The sequence below is a fragment of the Ferrovibrio sp. GW821-FHT12B10 genome, from assembly GCF_058807515.1.
Genome location: NZ_JBXAQT010000001.1, coordinates 1,207,746 through 1,223,283 on the forward strand (window position 1 = coordinate 1,207,746; position 15,538 = coordinate 1,223,283).

Below are 15,538 nucleotides of genomic sequence, written 5' to 3' on the forward strand. Positions count from 1 at the left end.
ACGCGCGCGTAAGACCCTGCCGCAGGGGAAACGTTTCGCCGCGTAGCAGGGCCGATGCCGTCGTCGATCAAAGCCGTTTTATGGGACTTCGGCGGGGTGATTCTCACCTCGCCCTTCGAGGCCTTCCGCCGCTTCGAGGATGAACGCGGGCTGCCGCGCGATTTCCTGCGCCGGGTCAACAGCACCAATCCGCACAGCAATGCCTGGGCCCGCTTCGAGCGCGGCGAAGTCGATGCCGCGCGGTTCGGCGAGATGTTCCTGACCGAAAGCACCGCACTGGGTCAGGCCGTGCATGGCCGCGATATCCTGGCGCTGCTGTCGGGCGAGGTGCGGCCGCGCATGGTGGCGGCGCTGAAACACGTGAAGACGCAGTTCAAGGTCGCCTGCCTGACCAACAACATGCCGATCGGCCATGGCGCCGGGATGAGCGTGACGCCGGAAAAGGCGAAAGCCGTCGCCGAGGTCATGGCGCTGTTCGACGTCATTGTCGAATCGAGCAAGGTCGGCGTGCGCAAGCCCGAGCCGGCCTTCTATATGCGCGCCTGCGAGCTGCTGGACATCAAGCCCACGGAAGCCGTGTTCCTCGACGATCTCGGCATCAACCTCAAACCCGCCGCCGCCATGGGCATGCAGACCATCAAGGTGGAAGACCCCGACAAGGCGCTGCGCGACCTGAGCGCCATCATTGGTATGGAGTTCGCGAAATGAGTAAGGCCGATGACATCCTGAACAGCGCCTTTGCCACGCTGTCCGATCTGGTGCGCGCCCATGCCGAGGAACGCCCGAACCATCCGGCCGTGATCGACGCGCCAAATGACGGCAATGGGGGCATGCTCACGTACGCGCAGCTCGACCGCCGCGCCGACCGCGTCGCCGCCGCCCTGCAGCGCGACAAGGCCACGAACGCCATCAGCATCGTCAGCTACTCGCGCAACGACTATGTGACCGCCTATCTGGGCGGGCTGCGCGCCGGGCTGGCGGTGGCGCCGCTGGCGCCGTCGTCACTGCCGGAGCAGATCGTCGCCATGGCGCGTGACGCCGATGCCACGCACCTTTTCCTCGATGCCGAGAATGAAGCGGCATTGAAAGACGTGCTGGACCAGTTGCCGAAGCAGCGCCTGCGGCTGGATACCGAAGCTTTCGAACAATGGCTGGCGCCAGAGAGCGCGCGGCCGGCGCCGGTGGCGATCACGCCGGAGATACCCTTCAACATCATTTATTCCTCCGGCACGACCGGCACGCCGAAAGGCATCGTGCAGCCGCACGGCATGCGCTGGGGCCATATGCAGCGCGCCAATGCCTATGGTTATGACCGCGAGGCCGTGACGCTGCTGTCGACACCGCTCTATTCCAACACCACCCTGGTCAGCCTGTTCCCGACCTTGGCCGGCGGCGGCACCGCGGTGCTGATGGCCAAGTTCGACGTGGTGAAATACCTGGCGCTGGCGCAGCAGCATCGCGTCACCCACACCATGCTGGTGCCGGTGCAATACCGCCGCATCATGGCGCAGCCGGATTTCGACAGCTACGACCTCTCGGCCTTCCGCGCCAAGTTCTGCACCAGCGCGCCGTTTGCGGCCGAACTCAAGGCCGACATCCTGAAGCGCTGGCCCGGCAAGCTGCTGGAATTCTATGGCATGACCGAGGGCGGCGGCACCTGCATCCTGGCCGCCCATGACTTCCCCGACAAACTGCACACGGTCGGCCGGCCAGCCGAAGGCCATGACATTCGCCTGATCACCGAGGATGGCAAGCCGGTGGCGCCCGGCGAGATCGGCGAGATCGTCGGCCATTCCGGCGCGATCATGACCAACTACCACAAGCAGCCGGCCAAGACGGCCGAAGCCGAATGGCATGACGAGACCGGCAAGCGCTTCATCCGCACCGGCGACATGGGCCGCTTCGACGCGGACGGCTTCCTGCAGCTGATGGACCGCCGCAAGGACATGATCATCTCGGGCGGCTTCAACATCTACCCCAGCGACCTGGAAGCGATCCTGAAGCAGCATGAGGCGGTGTTCGATGTCGCCATCGTCGGCGTGCCGTCTGAGGCCTGGGGCGAGACGCCCGTCGCCTTCGTGGTGAAGCAGCCGGGCAAGGATATCGGCGCCGAGGCGCTGCTGGCCTGGGCCAATGCCAAGCTGGGCAAGATGCAGCGCATCTCGGCCGTGCGATTTGAAGAGAGCCTGCCGCGCAGCGCGATCGGCAAGGTGCTGAAGCGCGAGCTGCGGGACAGCTATAAAGCCTGATGGTCGGGGACAGATACAAAGCGCTGCTGGTCGATGAGCTGCAGGCCGACCGGATTCCGCATGGCAAGTCCAGCCTGTATGAGCATCTCGCCGGCACGCATGATTTGCTGAAGGCCTGGGGAAACCCGGACTTCGTCTGCCTGGCTGGGCTGTTCCACAGCATCTACGGCACCGTGCAGTTCCAGCATGCGACGCTGCCCTTCGAAAACCGGCAGCCGGTCCGCAGCCTGATCGGGCCTGACGCCGAAACCCTGGCCTATCTGTTTTGCGTCACGGATCGCCCGCGCGACCTGATCGAGCACTGGGAGCGCTCTGATTTTGTCATCACCGATCGCCACCTGGACATTCAGGTGACCCTTGAGCGGCAGGACATCCTACATCTGCTCGAGATCGAAGCCGCCAACCTTGTCGAGCAACGCGCGGGCGGCTGGCGCTATGTGCCCAGGCTGCTGAACATTCCCCTGTCCCCAGGCGCGCGGCAGGCCTTGCAGCAGTACGATGCCGGCATGCAGCAGCCCAATCCCTGGCAAGCATAGAGCGCAACCGCCCCGTCAGATGTCGGGGCAGCGTTTCTTCACGGCTTTCAGCAGGCCATGCAAAGGCCCGTCGGCGATGCCGAGATCATCCAGATGCTGCACCGTGTTGGCCAGGTAGACGGCATTCGGCCCGCGCGCGCCGCAGCAGGTGGCAATCGTATCGACCACCTGCTTCTGGCTCAGATAGCCGGCATACTGCTTGTGATGCGGATCGGCGACGAAGGCCAGCACCAGCGCGCGCTCGCCGTTTTCCATCGCCGCCATATGGAAGCCCGGGCGATAGACGCCGGTCACCATCTCGCGGCGATACAGATAGTCGATCACGGCGGTTTCCTCGCCGCGCTTCACCCGGAAGGCCTTGCCGGTGCAGGAGCCGCCGGGCATCAGGCCCAGCACCAGGCCAGGCTTTTCCGGCGTGCCGCGATAGCGATGCGACCAAACGCAGAAACCGCGATGATAGCCCCAGAGCCGCGCCGTCATCTTCTTCGTGAAGGGGAAGCCCGGATCCCACATCAGCGAGCCATAGCCAAACACCCAGAGCGGCTGGCCGCGTTCGGGTCTGATCTGCGGAAACGGCGGCGCCGTCTCGCCGGGCAGCGGCTCCTCGTGGTCGAAGGGGATATGCTTGCGGCTTGCCATGACGGCTATTTCCTGTTGACCAGTGCGACGCCGATCATGGTGATGGCCATGCCAAGCAGCGCCAGCGGGCTGAGCTGCTCGCCGAACAGGAAATACGCGACCAGCGCCGTGCAGGGCGGCACCAGGAAGAACAGGCTGGAGACGGTGGACGCGGCGCCGCGCTTGATCAGCATGAACAGCAGCGTGATGGCGCCGAGCGACAGCACGATGCAGAGCCAGCCGAGCGCGAAGATGAACTCGCCGGTCCACTGCACCTGACGGGTCTCGAACAGCAGCGCGAACGGCACCAGCGCCACGGTGGTGGCGGCGAACTGGATCGCGGTACCGGAGCGCAGGTCGATATTGGGGCAGAATTTCTTCTGGTAGAGCGTGCCGATGGTGATGCCGAACAGCGCGATCACCGAGAGCGCATAACCCCAGACCGTGCCGATGCCGAGATCGAGCTTGGTCCAGACCACCAGCACCACGCCGCCCAGGCCCAGCACCAGGCCGAGCCATTGCCGGCGCGTCACCGTCTCGCCGAGAACCGGCCCGGCGGCGGCGGCGACCAAAAGCGGCTGGATGCCGACGATCAGCGCCGAGATGCCGGCGGGCACGCCATGGAAGATCGAGGCGAACACGCCGCCGAGATAGATAGCCTGCAGCAGAAGGCCCGCCACCGCGATATGCCCGGCCTCGGCCAGGCTGGTCGGCCAGGGCGCGCCGGTGATGGCGGCGAAGACGCAGAGCAGCACCGTGACGATGGCGAAGCGCATGACCAGGAAGGTCATCGGCTCGGCATAAGGCAGGCCGAGCTTGGCGCCGATGAAGCCGGTCGACCACAGCAGCACGAACAGGCCGGGCATGGCGGCGATGGCCCAGCGCTGGGGCGACGATAGGGTGGCGACGGAAGCGGACATGGCCAAGACTGTATGGGGCGAAGACTGTTCAGGGGGCCGTTTTTTGACACTATTCTACGCCTGATCATCTATGGCAAGCGCACCCTGTGACAACAGGCGCTCTCCTGCTATATCGGTGCCATGCGCTATTTCATCCTGGCCGGCCTGATCGCCGGTGCCCTGCTCGGTTACTACGTGCTCTGGTCGCATCTGGTCGACCAAGTGGCGGTCCAGGCCGATGCCTGGATCGACAGCCAGAAAAAGCTCGGCCGCGAGACCGGCTATGAGAGCCGCCGGCTCTGGGGCTTCCCCTATCGCCTCTCGATGACCCTGACCAAGCCGCGCTGGCACGATCCGCAGAGCGCGGTCGGCTGGAAGCTGGAGGCCGACGAGGTCACGGCACATCTGCAGCTCTGGGACCTGCACCACGCCATCTTCGAGCTCGGCCCGAACCAGAAGCTTGGCTGGCGTGTCGACAACACGGATCAGGCGATGGCCATCAACACCAGCAACGGCCGCGCCAGCCTGGTGCTGGACGGCGCCGGCAACTGGCTGCGGGTTTCGGCCGACCTCGCCAAGCCGCGCCTTTCGGGCAGCCTACTGCCGTCAGGCGAACTCAGCGCCGACAAGCTGCTGCTGCATGCGCGCCGCACCGGCAATGTGCCGCCGGCCACCGATGTGGCGCTGCAGGCCGAGAATGTCATGCTGCCGCCGAATGCCGACAGCGCGCTCGGGCGCCAGATCGGCCAATTCAAGCTGATCGGCAATGCGCGCGGCGCGGCCTATGGCAAGACGCCCGAGGAACTGCTCGGCTCATGGCGCGACAATGGTGGCGTGGTCGACCTGCAGAGCATCAACATCCAGTGGGGCGCGCTGAAACTGGACGGCAACGGCACGGTGGCGCTGGACAAGCAATTCCGCCCGATCGGCGCGATGAGCGGCGAGTTGCGCGGCGCCGATGCGGCGCTGGATGCGCTGGCGACGGCCGGCAAGATGCGGCCGCAGGATGCGGCCTTTGCCAAGGCCGCCGTGCTGGGCCTGGCCAAGCGCGACGACAAGGGGCAGCCTTTCTTGCCGGCGCAACTGAGCGCGCAGGAGGGCAAGCTGTTCCTTGGTCCGGTGGCCCTGCTTACTTTGTCTTCGATCCTGCCGCAGGCGGCTCAGCAGCCGTAGGGCGGCCGAAATCCTGGGCGGCGGTTTCCTGGCCCGCGTCAATGATGGCGCGGCGGATGGCGCGGGTGCGGGTGAACAGGTTGAACAGCGTCTCACCCTCACCCCAGCGGATGGCGCGCTGCAGGGCGATCAGGTCCTCGGTAAAGCGGCCGAGCATTTCCAGCACGGCATCTTTGTTATTGAGGCAGAGGTCACGCCACATGGTGGGATCGGAGGCGGCGATGCGGGTGAAATCGCGGAAGCCGCCGGCGGAATACTTGATCACTTCCGATTCCGTCACGGCCTCGAGATCATCGGCGGTACCGACGATGTTGTAGGCGATCAGATGCGGCACGTGGCTGGTGATGGCCAGCACCCGGTCATGGTGACCCGCCTCCATCAGATCGACCTTGCTGCCGAAGGCCATCCAGAGCGCCTTCACCTTCTCGACAGCCTCCGCGTCGGTGCCGGCCTCCGGCGTCAGAATGCACCAGCGGTTGACGAACAACGTGGAGAAACCGGCCTTCGGACCCGAATGCTCGGTACCGGCAACCGGATGCCCCGGCACCAGATGCACACCGGCGGGCAGATGCGGGGCGATATCGCGGATCACCGCCTGCTTGCACGAGCCGACATCGGAAACGATGGCGCCTTTTTTCAGCGCCGGGCCGATATGGCGGGCGACGGCGGCATTGGCGCCCAGCGGCACGCAGAAGATCACCAGATCGGCGTCCTTCACGGCTTCGGCCGCATCACCATGCACAGAGTCGCCCAGCTTCAGATCGGCTGCGTCCTTGCGATGCGGCTCGGATGCATCGGCAATCGCGATATGGCGCGCCAGACCATGTTCGCGCACGGCACGGGCGATCGAGGAGCCGATCAAGCCGATGCCGATGATGGCGATACGGTCAAACATTCTCAGGCCTTCATGAAGTCAGTCAACGCGGCGATCACCATGTCGTCCTCTTCCACCGTGCCGATGGACAGACGCAGCGCCTCGGGCAGGCCGTAGCCGGTCATGCCGCGCAGGATCAAGCCGCGCTGGCGCAGCGCCGCATCGGCGGCCTTGGCCTGTTCGGCACCCTTGGGGAAGATCATCAGCAGGAAGTTGGCCACAGACGGCACCACCTTGAGGCCGATCTTCTGCAGGGCTGCGGTCACACGAGCCAGTTCGGCATCGTTATGCGCGCGGCTCTGGTCGAGCCAGGCAGTGTCGCTGATCGCGGCCGCGCCGGCGGCCTGGGCCGCGGCATTGACGTTGAACGGCCCACGCACGCGATGCAGCACCGAGACCACCTCGGCCGGCGCATAGGCCCAGCCCAGACGCAGGGCCGCGAGGCCGTAAATCTTGGAGAAGGTGCGCAGCATCATGGTGTCGTCGCGCGAGCGCACCAGCTCCATGCCGTCGGAATAGTCGTTGCGGCTGACATATTCGGCATAGGCCGCATCCACCACCAGCAGCACGCCGGCCGGCAGGCCGTCGCGCAGGCGGCGCAGTTCCGATGCCGTGATGTAGGTGCCGGTCGGATTGTTCGGGTTGGTGAGGAACACCACGCGGGTCTTCGGCGTGACAGCGGCGAGCAGCGCGTCGACGTCGGAGGTGAAGTCCTTTTCCTTGGCCACGACCGGCTTCGCGCCGCGCGCCATGGTGGCGATCGGATACATCATGAAGCCGTATTGCGAATAGACCACCTCGTCGCCCGGGCCGACATAGGCGGCGCAGATCAGCGAGATCATCTCGTCCGAGCCATTCGAGCAGACGATATTCTCGGCGGGCAGGCCGTAATGGCTGGCCAGCGCCTTGCGCAGGATTTCCACGCCGCCATCGGGATAGCGATGCAGCTCGCCCGCCATCTGGCGGAAGGCTTCCATGCCCTTGGGGCTGGGGCCCATCGGCGTTTCGTTGGAGGAGAGTTTATGCACCTTGGTGACGCCCGGCACGGCAGCCTCGCCGCCCTTGTAGGGCGCGATATCGAGAATTCCGGGTTGCGGTTTCGGTGCAGTCACAGCACGCACTCCTTAACGTCGAAAAAGCTCAGGCACATCGAAAAAGCTTACGCGACTACCGGCGCGGCATGGGCGCCGATCACAACGATATCGGCGATGCCGGCATCAGCATCGACCATCGGGGCCAGGCGCGGGTCGCCATCGGCCAGGAAGCCGACGATCTCCAGCAGCACCCGGGCGCCATAGTCGCCCTGACGATACTGGGCCAGAACGCGGCCCTCCAGCCTTGCGCGGCCCAGCAGGGTCGAAATCCGGGCCAGACTGGGCGAGGCCTCGGTCATGTGCAGCACGGCCAGCGTGCGGTCGTCGCCGGATTCCTCCGGCGCGATATTGGCGATCACATAAGCGCCCAGATCGGCGAACTGGCCCTTCGGATTGGGCACGAAGGGCAGCCGGGCAATGATACGCGGGGTTTCCGGCGACCGGCCGGCGAGCAGCGGCCACCAGCTTTCCTTCTCGCCCTCTTCCGGCATCGCCATGATGCCCAGCATAGTGGGCTGGCCCGACATGGCGCGCAGCACGGCGCTGGCGGTGACGCAGAGCGTCAGCGGGGTGGTCGAGCCGTAATAGTCACGCGCCAGGTCCCAGCGCGCCGCCGACTTGTTGGGCGCATGCACGGCGGCCTTCACCGGTGCCTGCAGCGGATAGAGCGAACTGATCATCTCGCGCCAGATGCGGCTGAGCGCTGCCGCCGGCAGGTCGCCGCGATGGCGGCCCAGCAGCCGGCGCAGGATCTGCGCCTCGCGGCCCGGGCGCAGCACACTGCCCGGCTCGCCCTCGCGCGCCTTGGCGCCGGCGACACGCTGCACGGCCTCGGCGCGACGGCGCAGCAGATCCTGGATCTGGTCGTCCAGCACGTCGATATCGCGCCGCAGGTCGGCAAGGCTCGGAATGTGATCGCTCATAATCAAGGGTATCGGGGGCTGAAAAAGGCTGCATAGTCATAGGGTCAGCCGGTCCGGGCCGCAAGGCCGCCAACCCCCGTTCCCGGGGGGCGGCTGGCGTCAAAACAGGCATTGACAGGGGGAGCCGGGGTCCGTAAGCACGGGGTCCCGCGCCGGACAGGGTCCCGGCCGAGGGTCAGGTTCAGAATATAGACTGAACCCGACAGCGTCGCTCCAAGCCCTGTAGGATATTAACGGCTGCCTATGAGTGCCGCACTCCCTCCTCTCCATAGCCTCGACCTGATCGGGCCCGGACACCGGGTCACACTGGGCGAAACCCTGCCGCTGAAGCTGGATTGCGGGCTGGATCTCGGCCCCTTCCGCATCGCCTATACGACCTATGGCCGGCTGAATGCCGACAAGTCGAATGCGGTGCTGGTCTGCCATGCGCTGACCGGCGACCAGCATGTGGCCAACACCAATCCGGTGACCGGCAAGCCCGGCTGGTGGAACACCATGGTCGGCCCCGGCAAGGTGATCGATACGGATCGCTTTTTCGTGATCTGCTCGAACGTGCTCGGCGGCTGCATGGGCTCGTCGGGCCCCAGCGATATCGATGCCGCCACCGGGCAGCCCTATGGCCTGAAATTCCCGGTCATCACCATCCGCGACATGGTGAACGCGCAGGCCATGCTGCTGGACCATCTCGGCATTCATCAGCTGTTCATCGCCATCGGCGGCTCGATGGGCGGCATGCAGGTGCTGCAATGGGCCGCCAGCTACCCTGAGCGCGTGTTCGCCGCGATCCCGATCGCCTGCGCCGCCAAGCATTCGGCGCAGAACATCGCCTTCCATGAAGTGGGCCGCCAGGCGATCTATGCCGATCCGGACTGGCGCAAGGGCGACTACCACGACGCCAACGTGATCCCACGCGCCGGCCTCGCGGTCGCGCGCATGGCCGCCCATATCACCTACCTGTCGGAAGCAGCCCTGCACCGCAAGTTCGGCCGCAACCTGCAGAACCGCGAACGCATCACCTACGGTTTCGAGACCGAGTTTCAGGTCGAGAGCTACCTGCTGCACCAGGGTTCGAGCTTCGTGGAGCGCTTCGACGCCAACTCCTATCTCTACATCACCCGCGCCATGGATTATTTCGACCTGGCAGCGCAGGCCAGCGGCAGCCTGGCCAATGTGTTCCAGGGCACCAGGACACGCTTCTGCGGCGTGTCCTTCACATCCGACTGGCTGTTCCCGACGGCGGAGAACAAGGACATCGTGCGCGCGCTGAATGCGGCGGCGGCCAATGTCAGCTTCGTCGAGGTCCAGACCGACAAGGGCCATGACGCCTTCCTGCTGGACGAGCCGGAGATGTTCAGCACGCTGAAGGGCTTTGTCGATGGCTGCGCCGAACAGCGCGGCCTGAATGGAGCGCGCGTATGACCGAGCAGCGCAACCTGACCATCGCCCGCCACCGCGACATCCGCCGCGACCTGCTACTGATCGCCGAGATGGTGGCGCCGAAGACGCGCCTACTCGATGTCGGCTGCGGCGACGGCGCGCTGCTGGAATACCTGGCCGGCGAAAAGCAAGTGGATGGCCGCGGCATCGAAATCCGCCAGGCCGGCGTGAATGCCTGCGTGGCGCGCGGGCTTTCGGTGATCCAGGGCGATGCCGACAACGATCTCCCCGACTACCCCGATGCGGCCTTCGATTACGTGGTCCTGAGCCTCACCTTGCAGGCCACCCATAATCCGAGAAAAGTCCTGCACGAGATGCTGCGCATCGGCCATCGCGCCATCGTGTCCTTCCCCAATTTTGCCTACTGGCGTGTGCGCGCCCAGCTGCTGTTCGGTGGCCGCATGCCGATGACGGCGGCGCTGGACGACCCCTGGTACCAGACACAGAACATCCACCTGTGCACCATCGCCGATTTCGACGAGCTCTGCGCGAAAGACGGCATCATCGTCGAACAGCGCATCGCGGTGGATGGCACGGGCAAGCGGCTGCAGAACGCCCCGGCCAACTGGTTCGGCGCGCAGGCTGTGTACTTATTGCGGCGCCGATAGGCGGATCATTCGTTGTCGTCAGCCTGGCGATGCGCGCCGCCAAGCTGGGCCGGCTGCGTATTCGGCTTGAGCAGGAACTGCTTCTTGCTTTTCATCGCCTTCACCGGCATGCCGGCATAGACCTGCTTCTCGGCCTCGACCAGCAGCACGCCGGAAAACCGGCTCCACAGGATCTCGCCGGTCTTTTCCCAGGCATTCACCGCCTTGATCACGAAGGCGCGGTCGGACGGCGGCACCCAGAGCGCGGCTTTCGACTGCGTGGGCGAGAACAGCGCATCGCGCATCAGGCGGGTCAGCTGCGGCGGCGTATAGGGATGGCCCTGGCCGAACGGCGTCGCCTCGATATGGGCCCAGAGGCCGCGGCGGTTGGGCACCACGGCGAGCAGCCGGCCCTGCGGCGTCAGCACGCGCCAGACCTCGCGCAGCAGCGCACGGATGTTTTCCGAATTCTCCACCGCATGCATGAGCAAGAGGCGGTCCACGCTCGCATCCGGCAGCGGCAGGTCGTCCTCGTCCACCAGCATGACGCGGCCGGGCAGGCCGCGCGGCCAGCGCACCACGCCCTGGGGACCGGGCATGGCGGCAATGACACGCTCGGCTTCGCCCTCGAAAATGCGCAAATACGGCGTGGCAAAGCCGAGGCCCAGCACCGTCATGCCATGAACATTGGGCCAGAAATCGCGCAGGCGCTGGCGCAGCAGGCGGCGCACCGCGCGCCCCAGCGGGCCGCCGTAAAATTCGCGCAGATCGATCACATCAGGACGCAGCATCGCGCTATATTATCCATGTTCCGGCCCCTGTTGATAGAGATGGTTATGCCCCTCGAGATCGTCCAGATCCCCGTCCTCAACGACAATTACGTCTACCTGCTGCGCGAGCCGCAGTCCGGCGCCGTCGGCGTGGTCGATCCCGCCGTGCATGAGCCGGTGCAGGCGGAGCTGAAAAAGCGCGGCTGGACGCTCACCCATATCCTCAACACCCACCATCACCCCGACCATGTCGGCGGCAACATGGCCCTGAAGGATGCCACCGGCTGCACCATCATCGGGCCGGAAGCCGATGCCGACCGCATCCCCGGCATCGACATCGCGGTGGGCGATAACGAGGGCGTCAACCTGGGCGCCGAGATGGCCAAGGTCTTCGACGTGCCCGGCCATACGCGCGGCCATATCGCCTATTGGTTCGCCGACTCGCAGGCGCTGTTCTGCGGCGACACGCTGTTCGCGCTCGGCTGTGGCCGGCTGTTCGAGGGCACACCGGCGCAGATGTGGGCCTCCTTGAGCAAGCTGCGACAGCTGCCCGACGCCACGCGCATCTACTGCGCCCATGAATACACTGAATCGAATGCGCGCTTCGCCGTGACGGTCGAGCCGAACAACGCGGCGCTGCAGCAGCGCTATGCGCAGATCAAGAGCCTGCGCGCCGCCGGCAAGCCGACGGTGCCGTCCACGCTGGGCGAGGAAAAGGCGACCAATCCCTTCCTGCGCCCGATGAGCGACGGCATCCGAACCGAACTCGGCATGACGACTGCCGACGACGTCGCGGTCTTTGCCGAGACGCGCAAGCGCAAGGACAGCTTCAGAGGCTAGAACAGGTAGGTCGGCGACAGCTCGGCGTAGGTCGCGTCGCGCAATTCACCGATCAGGCGCCACAGGCGTTCGGTGAAGTCGCGATTGGCCGCATAGAAGCGGCGCGACACCGGCATGTAGAAATCGACCTGCTGCAGCGGCGGCGCCAGCTTCTCGAACTTGCGGCTGGGCGCCAACATCATTTCGCGGTCGCCCAGTGGATCGAGCGTGACCGCGGCGCCGACGCGCCGTGAATCGAGCATGGCGAACAGCTGGCTTGCGCTGAGCACGCTGATGGTTTCGACGCCCATCTCGCGCAGCCGTTCGGTCAGCATCAGGCTGGCCCCGACCGGGCCGCGCAGGCCCAAAAGATTCTGGCCATCCCACTGCACGGAATCGCCGGCGCGGCGATAGATCGAATAGGCCAGGCGCGCCACCTGCCGGGTGGTGTCGGGCGCGCCGTTGCGCATGGGGAAGACCAGATCGGCTTCGCGGTCATCGGTATGGCGCAGGCCCAGCCCGCCATCCTGGTTGCCGGCCTTGATCTCCTCGACCAGGCGGCGGCCGGTGATGCGGCTGAACACCACGGTCGCGCCGAGCCGGCTGGCGCAGCGCTGCACCAGCTCGACCGTCATGCCGGGGCGAACCGCCTTCTCGATGCTGCTGCCCATCAGATAGGGCCGCACTTCCTGGTCGGTATAGACCAGCCGCAGATCGGCCGCCCGGGCCGGCGAGGCCAGCAGGATCAGACCGCAGAGAATGGGAGAGAGGGCCGCCCGAGTCATGCGGCCCAGCCTAGCAAGGCCGGCGCGCATACAACAGTGATCTTGTAAAGCCGGGCCTAGAGCAGGCGCCGCGCCTTCAGCGCCGCGCCCAGCGTACCGTCGTCCAGATAGTCCAGCTCGCCGCCGACCGGCACGCCATGGGCGAGCCGGCTGACCTGCACGTTCAGCGGCGTCAGGCGGTCGGTGATGTAATGAGCCGTGGTCTGGCCCTCGACCGTGGCATTGGTGGCGATGATCACTTCTTTGACACGACCGTTCTGCACGCGCGCCACCAGACCGTCGACATTGAGATCGGACGGCCCGACGCCATCGAGCGCCGAGAGCGTGCCGCCCAGCACATGATAACGACCGCGGAACACGCTGGCGCGTTCCAGCGCCCAGAGGTCGGCCACGCTCTCCACCACGCAAAGCAGCGCCTCGTCGCGGCGCTGGTCCGTGCAGATGCCGCAAGGGTCCCGGCTGTCGAGATTGCCGCAGGTGGAACAGGCATGCACGCTGTCGCCGACCTCTTTCAGGGTCGCGGCCAGCGGCAGCATCAGCGCGTCTTTTTTCTTCAAGAGATGCAGCACGGCGCGACGCGCCGAGCGCGGGCCGAGACCCGGCAAGCGCGCCAGCAGCTGGATCAGCCGCTCGATCTCCGGACCGGCCACGCCTCAGATCCTCAGAACGGCAGTTTCATGCCGGGCGGCAAAGGAAGCCCTGCCGTGACCTTCTGCATCTGCTCGGCCATCTCGCGGTCAGCGCGTGCCTTGGCATCGGCATGGGCGGCCTTGATCAGGTCCTCCAGCACCTCGCGCTCGTCTTCCTTCATCAGGGAGGGATCGATCTTGATCGCCTTGAGTTCGCTCTTGCCGTTCAAGGTCACCGTCACCATGCCGCCGCCGGCCGCGCCCTGCACTTCGCGCAACTCCAGCTCGGCCTGCATCTCCTGCATGCGCTGCTGCATCTGCTGCGCCTGCTTCAGCATGTTGCCCAGATTCTTCATGGCGGAACTCCTTAATCCAGCTCGTCGAGCGGATCGATGTCGTCGGTGACATAGGTCTCGGCGGCCTCTTCGGCCGGCACATCAGCCTGCGGCGGCACCACCTCGCGCACGTCTTCCAGCACCGCACCGGGGAAAGCCAGCAGCACGGCCTGCACCAGCGGGTGCGCCTGCACATGGGCGCGGCGCTTAGAGTCCTCGGCCTGCTCCTGCTCGGCCAGCGTCGGCTCGCCCGGCAGCTTGCTTAAACTCACCACCCAGCGCTGGCCGGTCCAGGCCTTCAGTTTTTCGATCAGGCGGCCCGGCAGATCATGATGCGCGCCGCTGTCGAGCCGCAGCTCGATGCGGCCGGGCTCGAAACTGACCAGATGCACGTCGTTGACCAGCTCGCCGGCCAGCATGCCCTCGCGCATCTCCTTGCACAGCGCGACAACGCCGGCAAAGGTCGCGGGCATCGCGGCGAGCGCGACTGTCTCGCCCGGCTGCGGCTGCACAGATGCCATGGCGCGCGGCTGCGTTGCCATCGCTGCAGAGGCACCGCCTCCGCCTGCCCCGCCACCGGTCGGCCGCGACGGCGGCGCAGAGACACCCGGCCCGCCCTTGTCGCGCCATTCCTTGGCCAGATCGCCCGGCGACGGCAGATCAGCCGCATAGGCAAAGCGCACCAGCACCATTTCGGCGGCGGCCAGCGGCACGGGCGCCGAGCGCACCTCCTGCAGGCCCTTCAAGAGCATCTGCCAGCTACGCGCCAACACGGGCATGCCAAGCTTGGACGCCAGTTCCTTGCCGCGGTTGCGCTGGCTCTCGGGCAGCGTGATGTCGTCGGGTGAACCGCCGATGACCTTCACGCGCGTCAGCCAATGCACCAGATCGAGCATGTCCTGCAGCACCACGGCCGGATCGGCGCCGAGGCTGTATTGCGCCTGCAGGCTTTCCAGCGCCTCGGGCAGCTTGCCATGCAGCAGCAGGTCGAGCAGCGCGAAGATCTGGCCGCGATCGGCCAGGCCCAGCATGTCGCGCACCAGTTCGGCCGTCACCTGACCGGCGCCATGGGCGATCGCCTGGTCGAGCAAGGAGAGGCCGTCGCGCACTGAACCCTCTGCGGCGCGGGAAATCAGCGTCAGCGCGTCCTCGTCGATCTCGGCCTTTTCCTCAGCCACGATGCGCTTGAAATGCGCGTTCAGCACGGCGATCTCGACGCGCTTCAGATCGAAGCGCTGGCAGCGCGACAGCACCGTGACCGGGACTTTGCGGATTTCGGTGGTGGCGAAAACGAACTTCACATGCGGCGGCGGCTCTTCCAGCGTCTTCAGCAGGCCATTGAAGGCGGCCGTGGAGAGCATGTGCACTTCGTCGATGATGTAGATCTTGTAGCGCGCCATCGAGGGCGCATAGCGCACAGCTTCGATGATCTCGCGGATATCGCCGATGCCGGTGCGCGAGGCGGCGTCCATCTCGAAGACATCCGGATGCCGGTCCTCGGCGATGGCTTTGCAGTTATCGCAGACGCCGCAGGGCGAAATCGTCGGGCCGCCCTTGCCGTCGGCGCCGGTGCAGTTCAGCGCACGCGCGATGATGCGGGCAGTGGTGGTCTTGCCCACGCCGCGGACGCCGGTGAGGATGAAGGCCTGGGCGATGCGCCCGGTGGCGATGGCATTGGTGAGGGTGCGGACCAGCGCATCCTGACCGATCATCTCGGCAAAATTGCTGGGGCGGTATTTGCGCGCGAGAACGCGATAGGGCGCCGGTTGACTCATAGCCGTACCATGCCGCGCCGGGGCCTGTTTTTAAA

Annotated in this window: 16 protein-coding genes and 1 pseudogene; 7 read left to right on the forward strand and 10 right to left on the reverse strand. The window is 66.0% G+C overall.

Going from position 1 to position 15,538, the window contains the following annotated elements; genetic code table 11:
• The first annotated feature begins 54 nt into the window (after positions 1-54).
• Genes AC1RRT_RS06090 through AC1RRT_RS06100 form a run of 3 tightly spaced genes read left to right on the forward strand, consistent with a single transcriptional unit; the run spans position 55 to position 2,785 of the window.
• Entirely contained in the window at positions 55-708 is a 654-nt protein-coding gene (locus AC1RRT_RS06090) for an HAD-IA family hydrolase (RefSeq protein WP_493012880.1), read from the forward strand.
• Positions 705-2,249, forward strand: coding sequence for a class I adenylate-forming enzyme family protein (locus tag AC1RRT_RS06095; protein ID WP_493012881.1), 1,545 nt, complete (start codon positions 705-707; stop codon positions 2,247-2,249). Before AC1RRT_RS06090 ends, AC1RRT_RS06095 begins: the two co-directional genes overlap by 4 nt.
• A complete protein-coding gene (locus tag AC1RRT_RS06100; RefSeq protein ID WP_493012882.1) occupies positions 2,249-2,785 on the forward strand; it encodes a DUF6817 domain-containing protein in 537 nt (178 codons plus the stop codon). Before AC1RRT_RS06095 ends, AC1RRT_RS06100 begins: the two co-directional genes overlap by 1 nt.
• 15 nt (positions 2,786-2,800) lie before the next feature.
• Here the strand turns inward: AC1RRT_RS06100 and AC1RRT_RS06105 are convergent, their stop codons facing one another.
• Positions 2,801-3,424, reverse strand: a complete 624-nt coding sequence (locus AC1RRT_RS06105; RefSeq protein ID WP_493012883.1) for a gamma-glutamylcyclotransferase — start codon at positions 3,422-3,424, stop codon at positions 2,801-2,803.
• A gap of 5 nt (positions 3,425-3,429) precedes the next feature.
• Positions 3,430-4,323, reverse strand: coding sequence for a DMT family transporter (locus AC1RRT_RS06110; protein ID WP_493012884.1), 894 nt, complete (start codon positions 4,321-4,323; stop codon positions 3,430-3,432).
• Between the two features lie 120 nt (positions 4,324-4,443).
• Between AC1RRT_RS06110 and AC1RRT_RS06115 the strand changes: the two genes are divergently transcribed.
• A complete protein-coding gene (locus AC1RRT_RS06115; protein ID WP_493012885.1) occupies positions 4,444-5,475 on the forward strand; it encodes a DUF2125 domain-containing protein in 1,032 nt (343 codons plus the stop codon).
• Here the strand turns inward: AC1RRT_RS06115 and AC1RRT_RS06120 are convergent.
• The 3 genes from AC1RRT_RS06120 to pheA are packed head-to-tail and all read right to left on the reverse strand — an operon-like array spanning position 5,432 to position 8,366.
• Positions 5,432-6,370: a prephenate/arogenate dehydrogenase family protein gene (locus tag AC1RRT_RS06120; protein ID WP_493012886.1), complete on the reverse strand. Its 939-nt coding sequence runs from the start codon at positions 6,368-6,370 to the stop codon at positions 5,432-5,434. The two genes, AC1RRT_RS06115 and AC1RRT_RS06120, sit on opposite strands and share 44 nt — an antisense overlap.
• Before the next feature lie 2 nt (positions 6,371-6,372).
• The gene (gene hisC, locus AC1RRT_RS06125) at positions 6,373-7,461 is read right to left on the reverse strand and encodes a histidinol-phosphate transaminase (RefSeq protein WP_493012887.1); all 1,089 of its coding nucleotides are present in this window, start codon (positions 7,459-7,461) and stop codon (positions 6,373-6,375) included.
• Positions 7,462-7,508: 47 nt separating this feature from the next.
• Positions 7,509-8,366, reverse strand: a complete 858-nt coding sequence (gene pheA / locus AC1RRT_RS06130; protein WP_493012888.1) for a chorismate mutase — start codon at positions 8,364-8,366, stop codon at positions 7,509-7,511.
• A gap of 243 nt (positions 8,367-8,609) precedes the next feature.
• Between pheA and metX the strand changes: the two genes are divergently transcribed.
• Both metX and metW read left to right on the forward strand, forming a co-directional pair.
• Positions 8,610-9,785 (forward strand): homoserine O-acetyltransferase MetX, encoded by a 1,176-nt coding sequence (gene metX, locus AC1RRT_RS06135; RefSeq protein WP_493012889.1) that lies wholly within the window; start codon positions 8,610-8,612, stop codon positions 9,783-9,785.
• Entirely contained in the window at positions 9,782-10,411 is a 630-nt protein-coding gene (metW, locus tag AC1RRT_RS06140) for a methionine biosynthesis protein MetW (protein WP_493012890.1), read from the forward strand. Before metX ends, metW begins: the two co-directional genes overlap by 4 nt.
• Positions 10,412-10,416: 5 nt before the next feature.
• Here metW and AC1RRT_RS06145 read toward each other — a convergent pair whose 3' ends face one another.
• The gene (locus AC1RRT_RS06145) at positions 10,417-11,181 is read right to left on the reverse strand and encodes a class I SAM-dependent methyltransferase (protein WP_493012891.1); all 765 of its coding nucleotides are present in this window, start codon (positions 11,179-11,181) and stop codon (positions 10,417-10,419) included.
• Between the two features lie 45 nt (positions 11,182-11,226).
• Here AC1RRT_RS06145 and gloB point away from each other — a divergent pair, with 45 nt between their 5' ends.
• Entirely contained in the window at positions 11,227-12,000 is a 774-nt protein-coding gene (gene gloB / locus AC1RRT_RS06150) for a hydroxyacylglutathione hydrolase (protein ID WP_493012892.1), read from the forward strand.
• Here the strand turns inward: gloB and AC1RRT_RS06155 are convergent.
• The 4 genes and pseudogenes from AC1RRT_RS06155 to AC1RRT_RS06170 form a co-directional block, all read right to left on the reverse strand.
• Positions 11,997-12,764: a substrate-binding periplasmic protein gene (locus tag AC1RRT_RS06155; protein ID WP_493012893.1), complete on the reverse strand. Its 768-nt coding sequence runs from the start codon at positions 12,762-12,764 to the stop codon at positions 11,997-11,999. The two genes, gloB and AC1RRT_RS06155, sit on opposite strands and share 4 nt — an antisense overlap.
• Positions 12,765-12,820: 56 nt before the next feature.
• Entirely contained in the window at positions 12,821-13,414 is a 594-nt protein-coding gene (gene recR / locus AC1RRT_RS06160; protein ID WP_493012894.1) for a recombination mediator RecR, read from the reverse strand.
• Between the two features lie 11 nt (positions 13,415-13,425).
• Positions 13,426-13,749, reverse strand: a complete 324-nt coding sequence (locus AC1RRT_RS06165) for a YbaB/EbfC family nucleoid-associated protein (RefSeq protein WP_493012895.1) — start codon at positions 13,747-13,749, stop codon at positions 13,426-13,428.
• 11 nt (positions 13,750-13,760) lie between these two features.
• Positions 13,761-15,509, reverse strand: a pseudogene (locus AC1RRT_RS06170) (DNA polymerase III subunit gamma/tau); the annotation flags it as partial.
• Between the last annotated feature and the right edge of the window lie 29 nt (positions 15,510-15,538).

Excerpts from the sequence above, each read along its gene's own strand:
- AC1RRT_RS06090 (WP_493012880.1), top strand. The coding sequence starts at position 55 with ATGCCGTCGTCGATCAAAGCCGTTTTATGGGACTTCGGCGGGGTGATT.
- AC1RRT_RS06095 (WP_493012881.1), top strand. The coding sequence starts at position 705 with ATGAGTAAGGCCGATGACATCCTGAACAGCGCCTTTGCCACGCTGTCC.
- AC1RRT_RS06100 (WP_493012882.1), top strand. The coding sequence starts at position 2,249 with ATGGTCGGGGACAGATACAAAGCGCTGCTGGTCGATGAGCTGCAGGCC.
- AC1RRT_RS06105 (WP_493012883.1), bottom strand. The coding sequence starts at position 3,424 with ATGGCAAGCCGCAAGCATATCCCCTTCGACCACGAGGAGCCGCTGCCC.
- AC1RRT_RS06110 (WP_493012884.1), bottom strand. The coding sequence starts at position 4,323 with ATGTCCGCTTCCGTCGCCACCCTATCGTCGCCCCAGCGCTGGGCCATC.
- AC1RRT_RS06115 (WP_493012885.1), top strand. The coding sequence starts at position 4,444 with ATGCGCTATTTCATCCTGGCCGGCCTGATCGCCGGTGCCCTGCTCGGT.
- AC1RRT_RS06120 (WP_493012886.1), bottom strand. The coding sequence starts at position 6,370 with ATGTTTGACCGTATCGCCATCATCGGCATCGGCTTGATCGGCTCCTCG.
- pheA (WP_493012888.1), bottom strand. The coding sequence starts at position 8,366 with ATGAGCGATCACATTCCGAGCCTTGCCGACCTGCGGCGCGATATCGAC.
- metX (WP_493012889.1), top strand. The coding sequence starts at position 8,610 with ATGAGTGCCGCACTCCCTCCTCTCCATAGCCTCGACCTGATCGGGCCC.
- metW (WP_493012890.1), top strand. The coding sequence starts at position 9,782 with ATGACCGAGCAGCGCAACCTGACCATCGCCCGCCACCGCGACATCCGC.
- AC1RRT_RS06145 (WP_493012891.1), bottom strand. The coding sequence starts at position 11,181 with ATGCTGCGTCCTGATGTGATCGATCTGCGCGAATTTTACGGCGGCCCG.
- gloB (WP_493012892.1), top strand. The coding sequence starts at position 11,227 with ATGCCCCTCGAGATCGTCCAGATCCCCGTCCTCAACGACAATTACGTC.
- AC1RRT_RS06155 (WP_493012893.1), bottom strand. The coding sequence starts at position 12,764 with ATGACTCGGGCGGCCCTCTCTCCCATTCTCTGCGGTCTGATCCTGCTG.
- AC1RRT_RS06165 (WP_493012895.1), bottom strand. The coding sequence starts at position 13,749 with ATGAAGAATCTGGGCAACATGCTGAAGCAGGCGCAGCAGATGCAGCAG.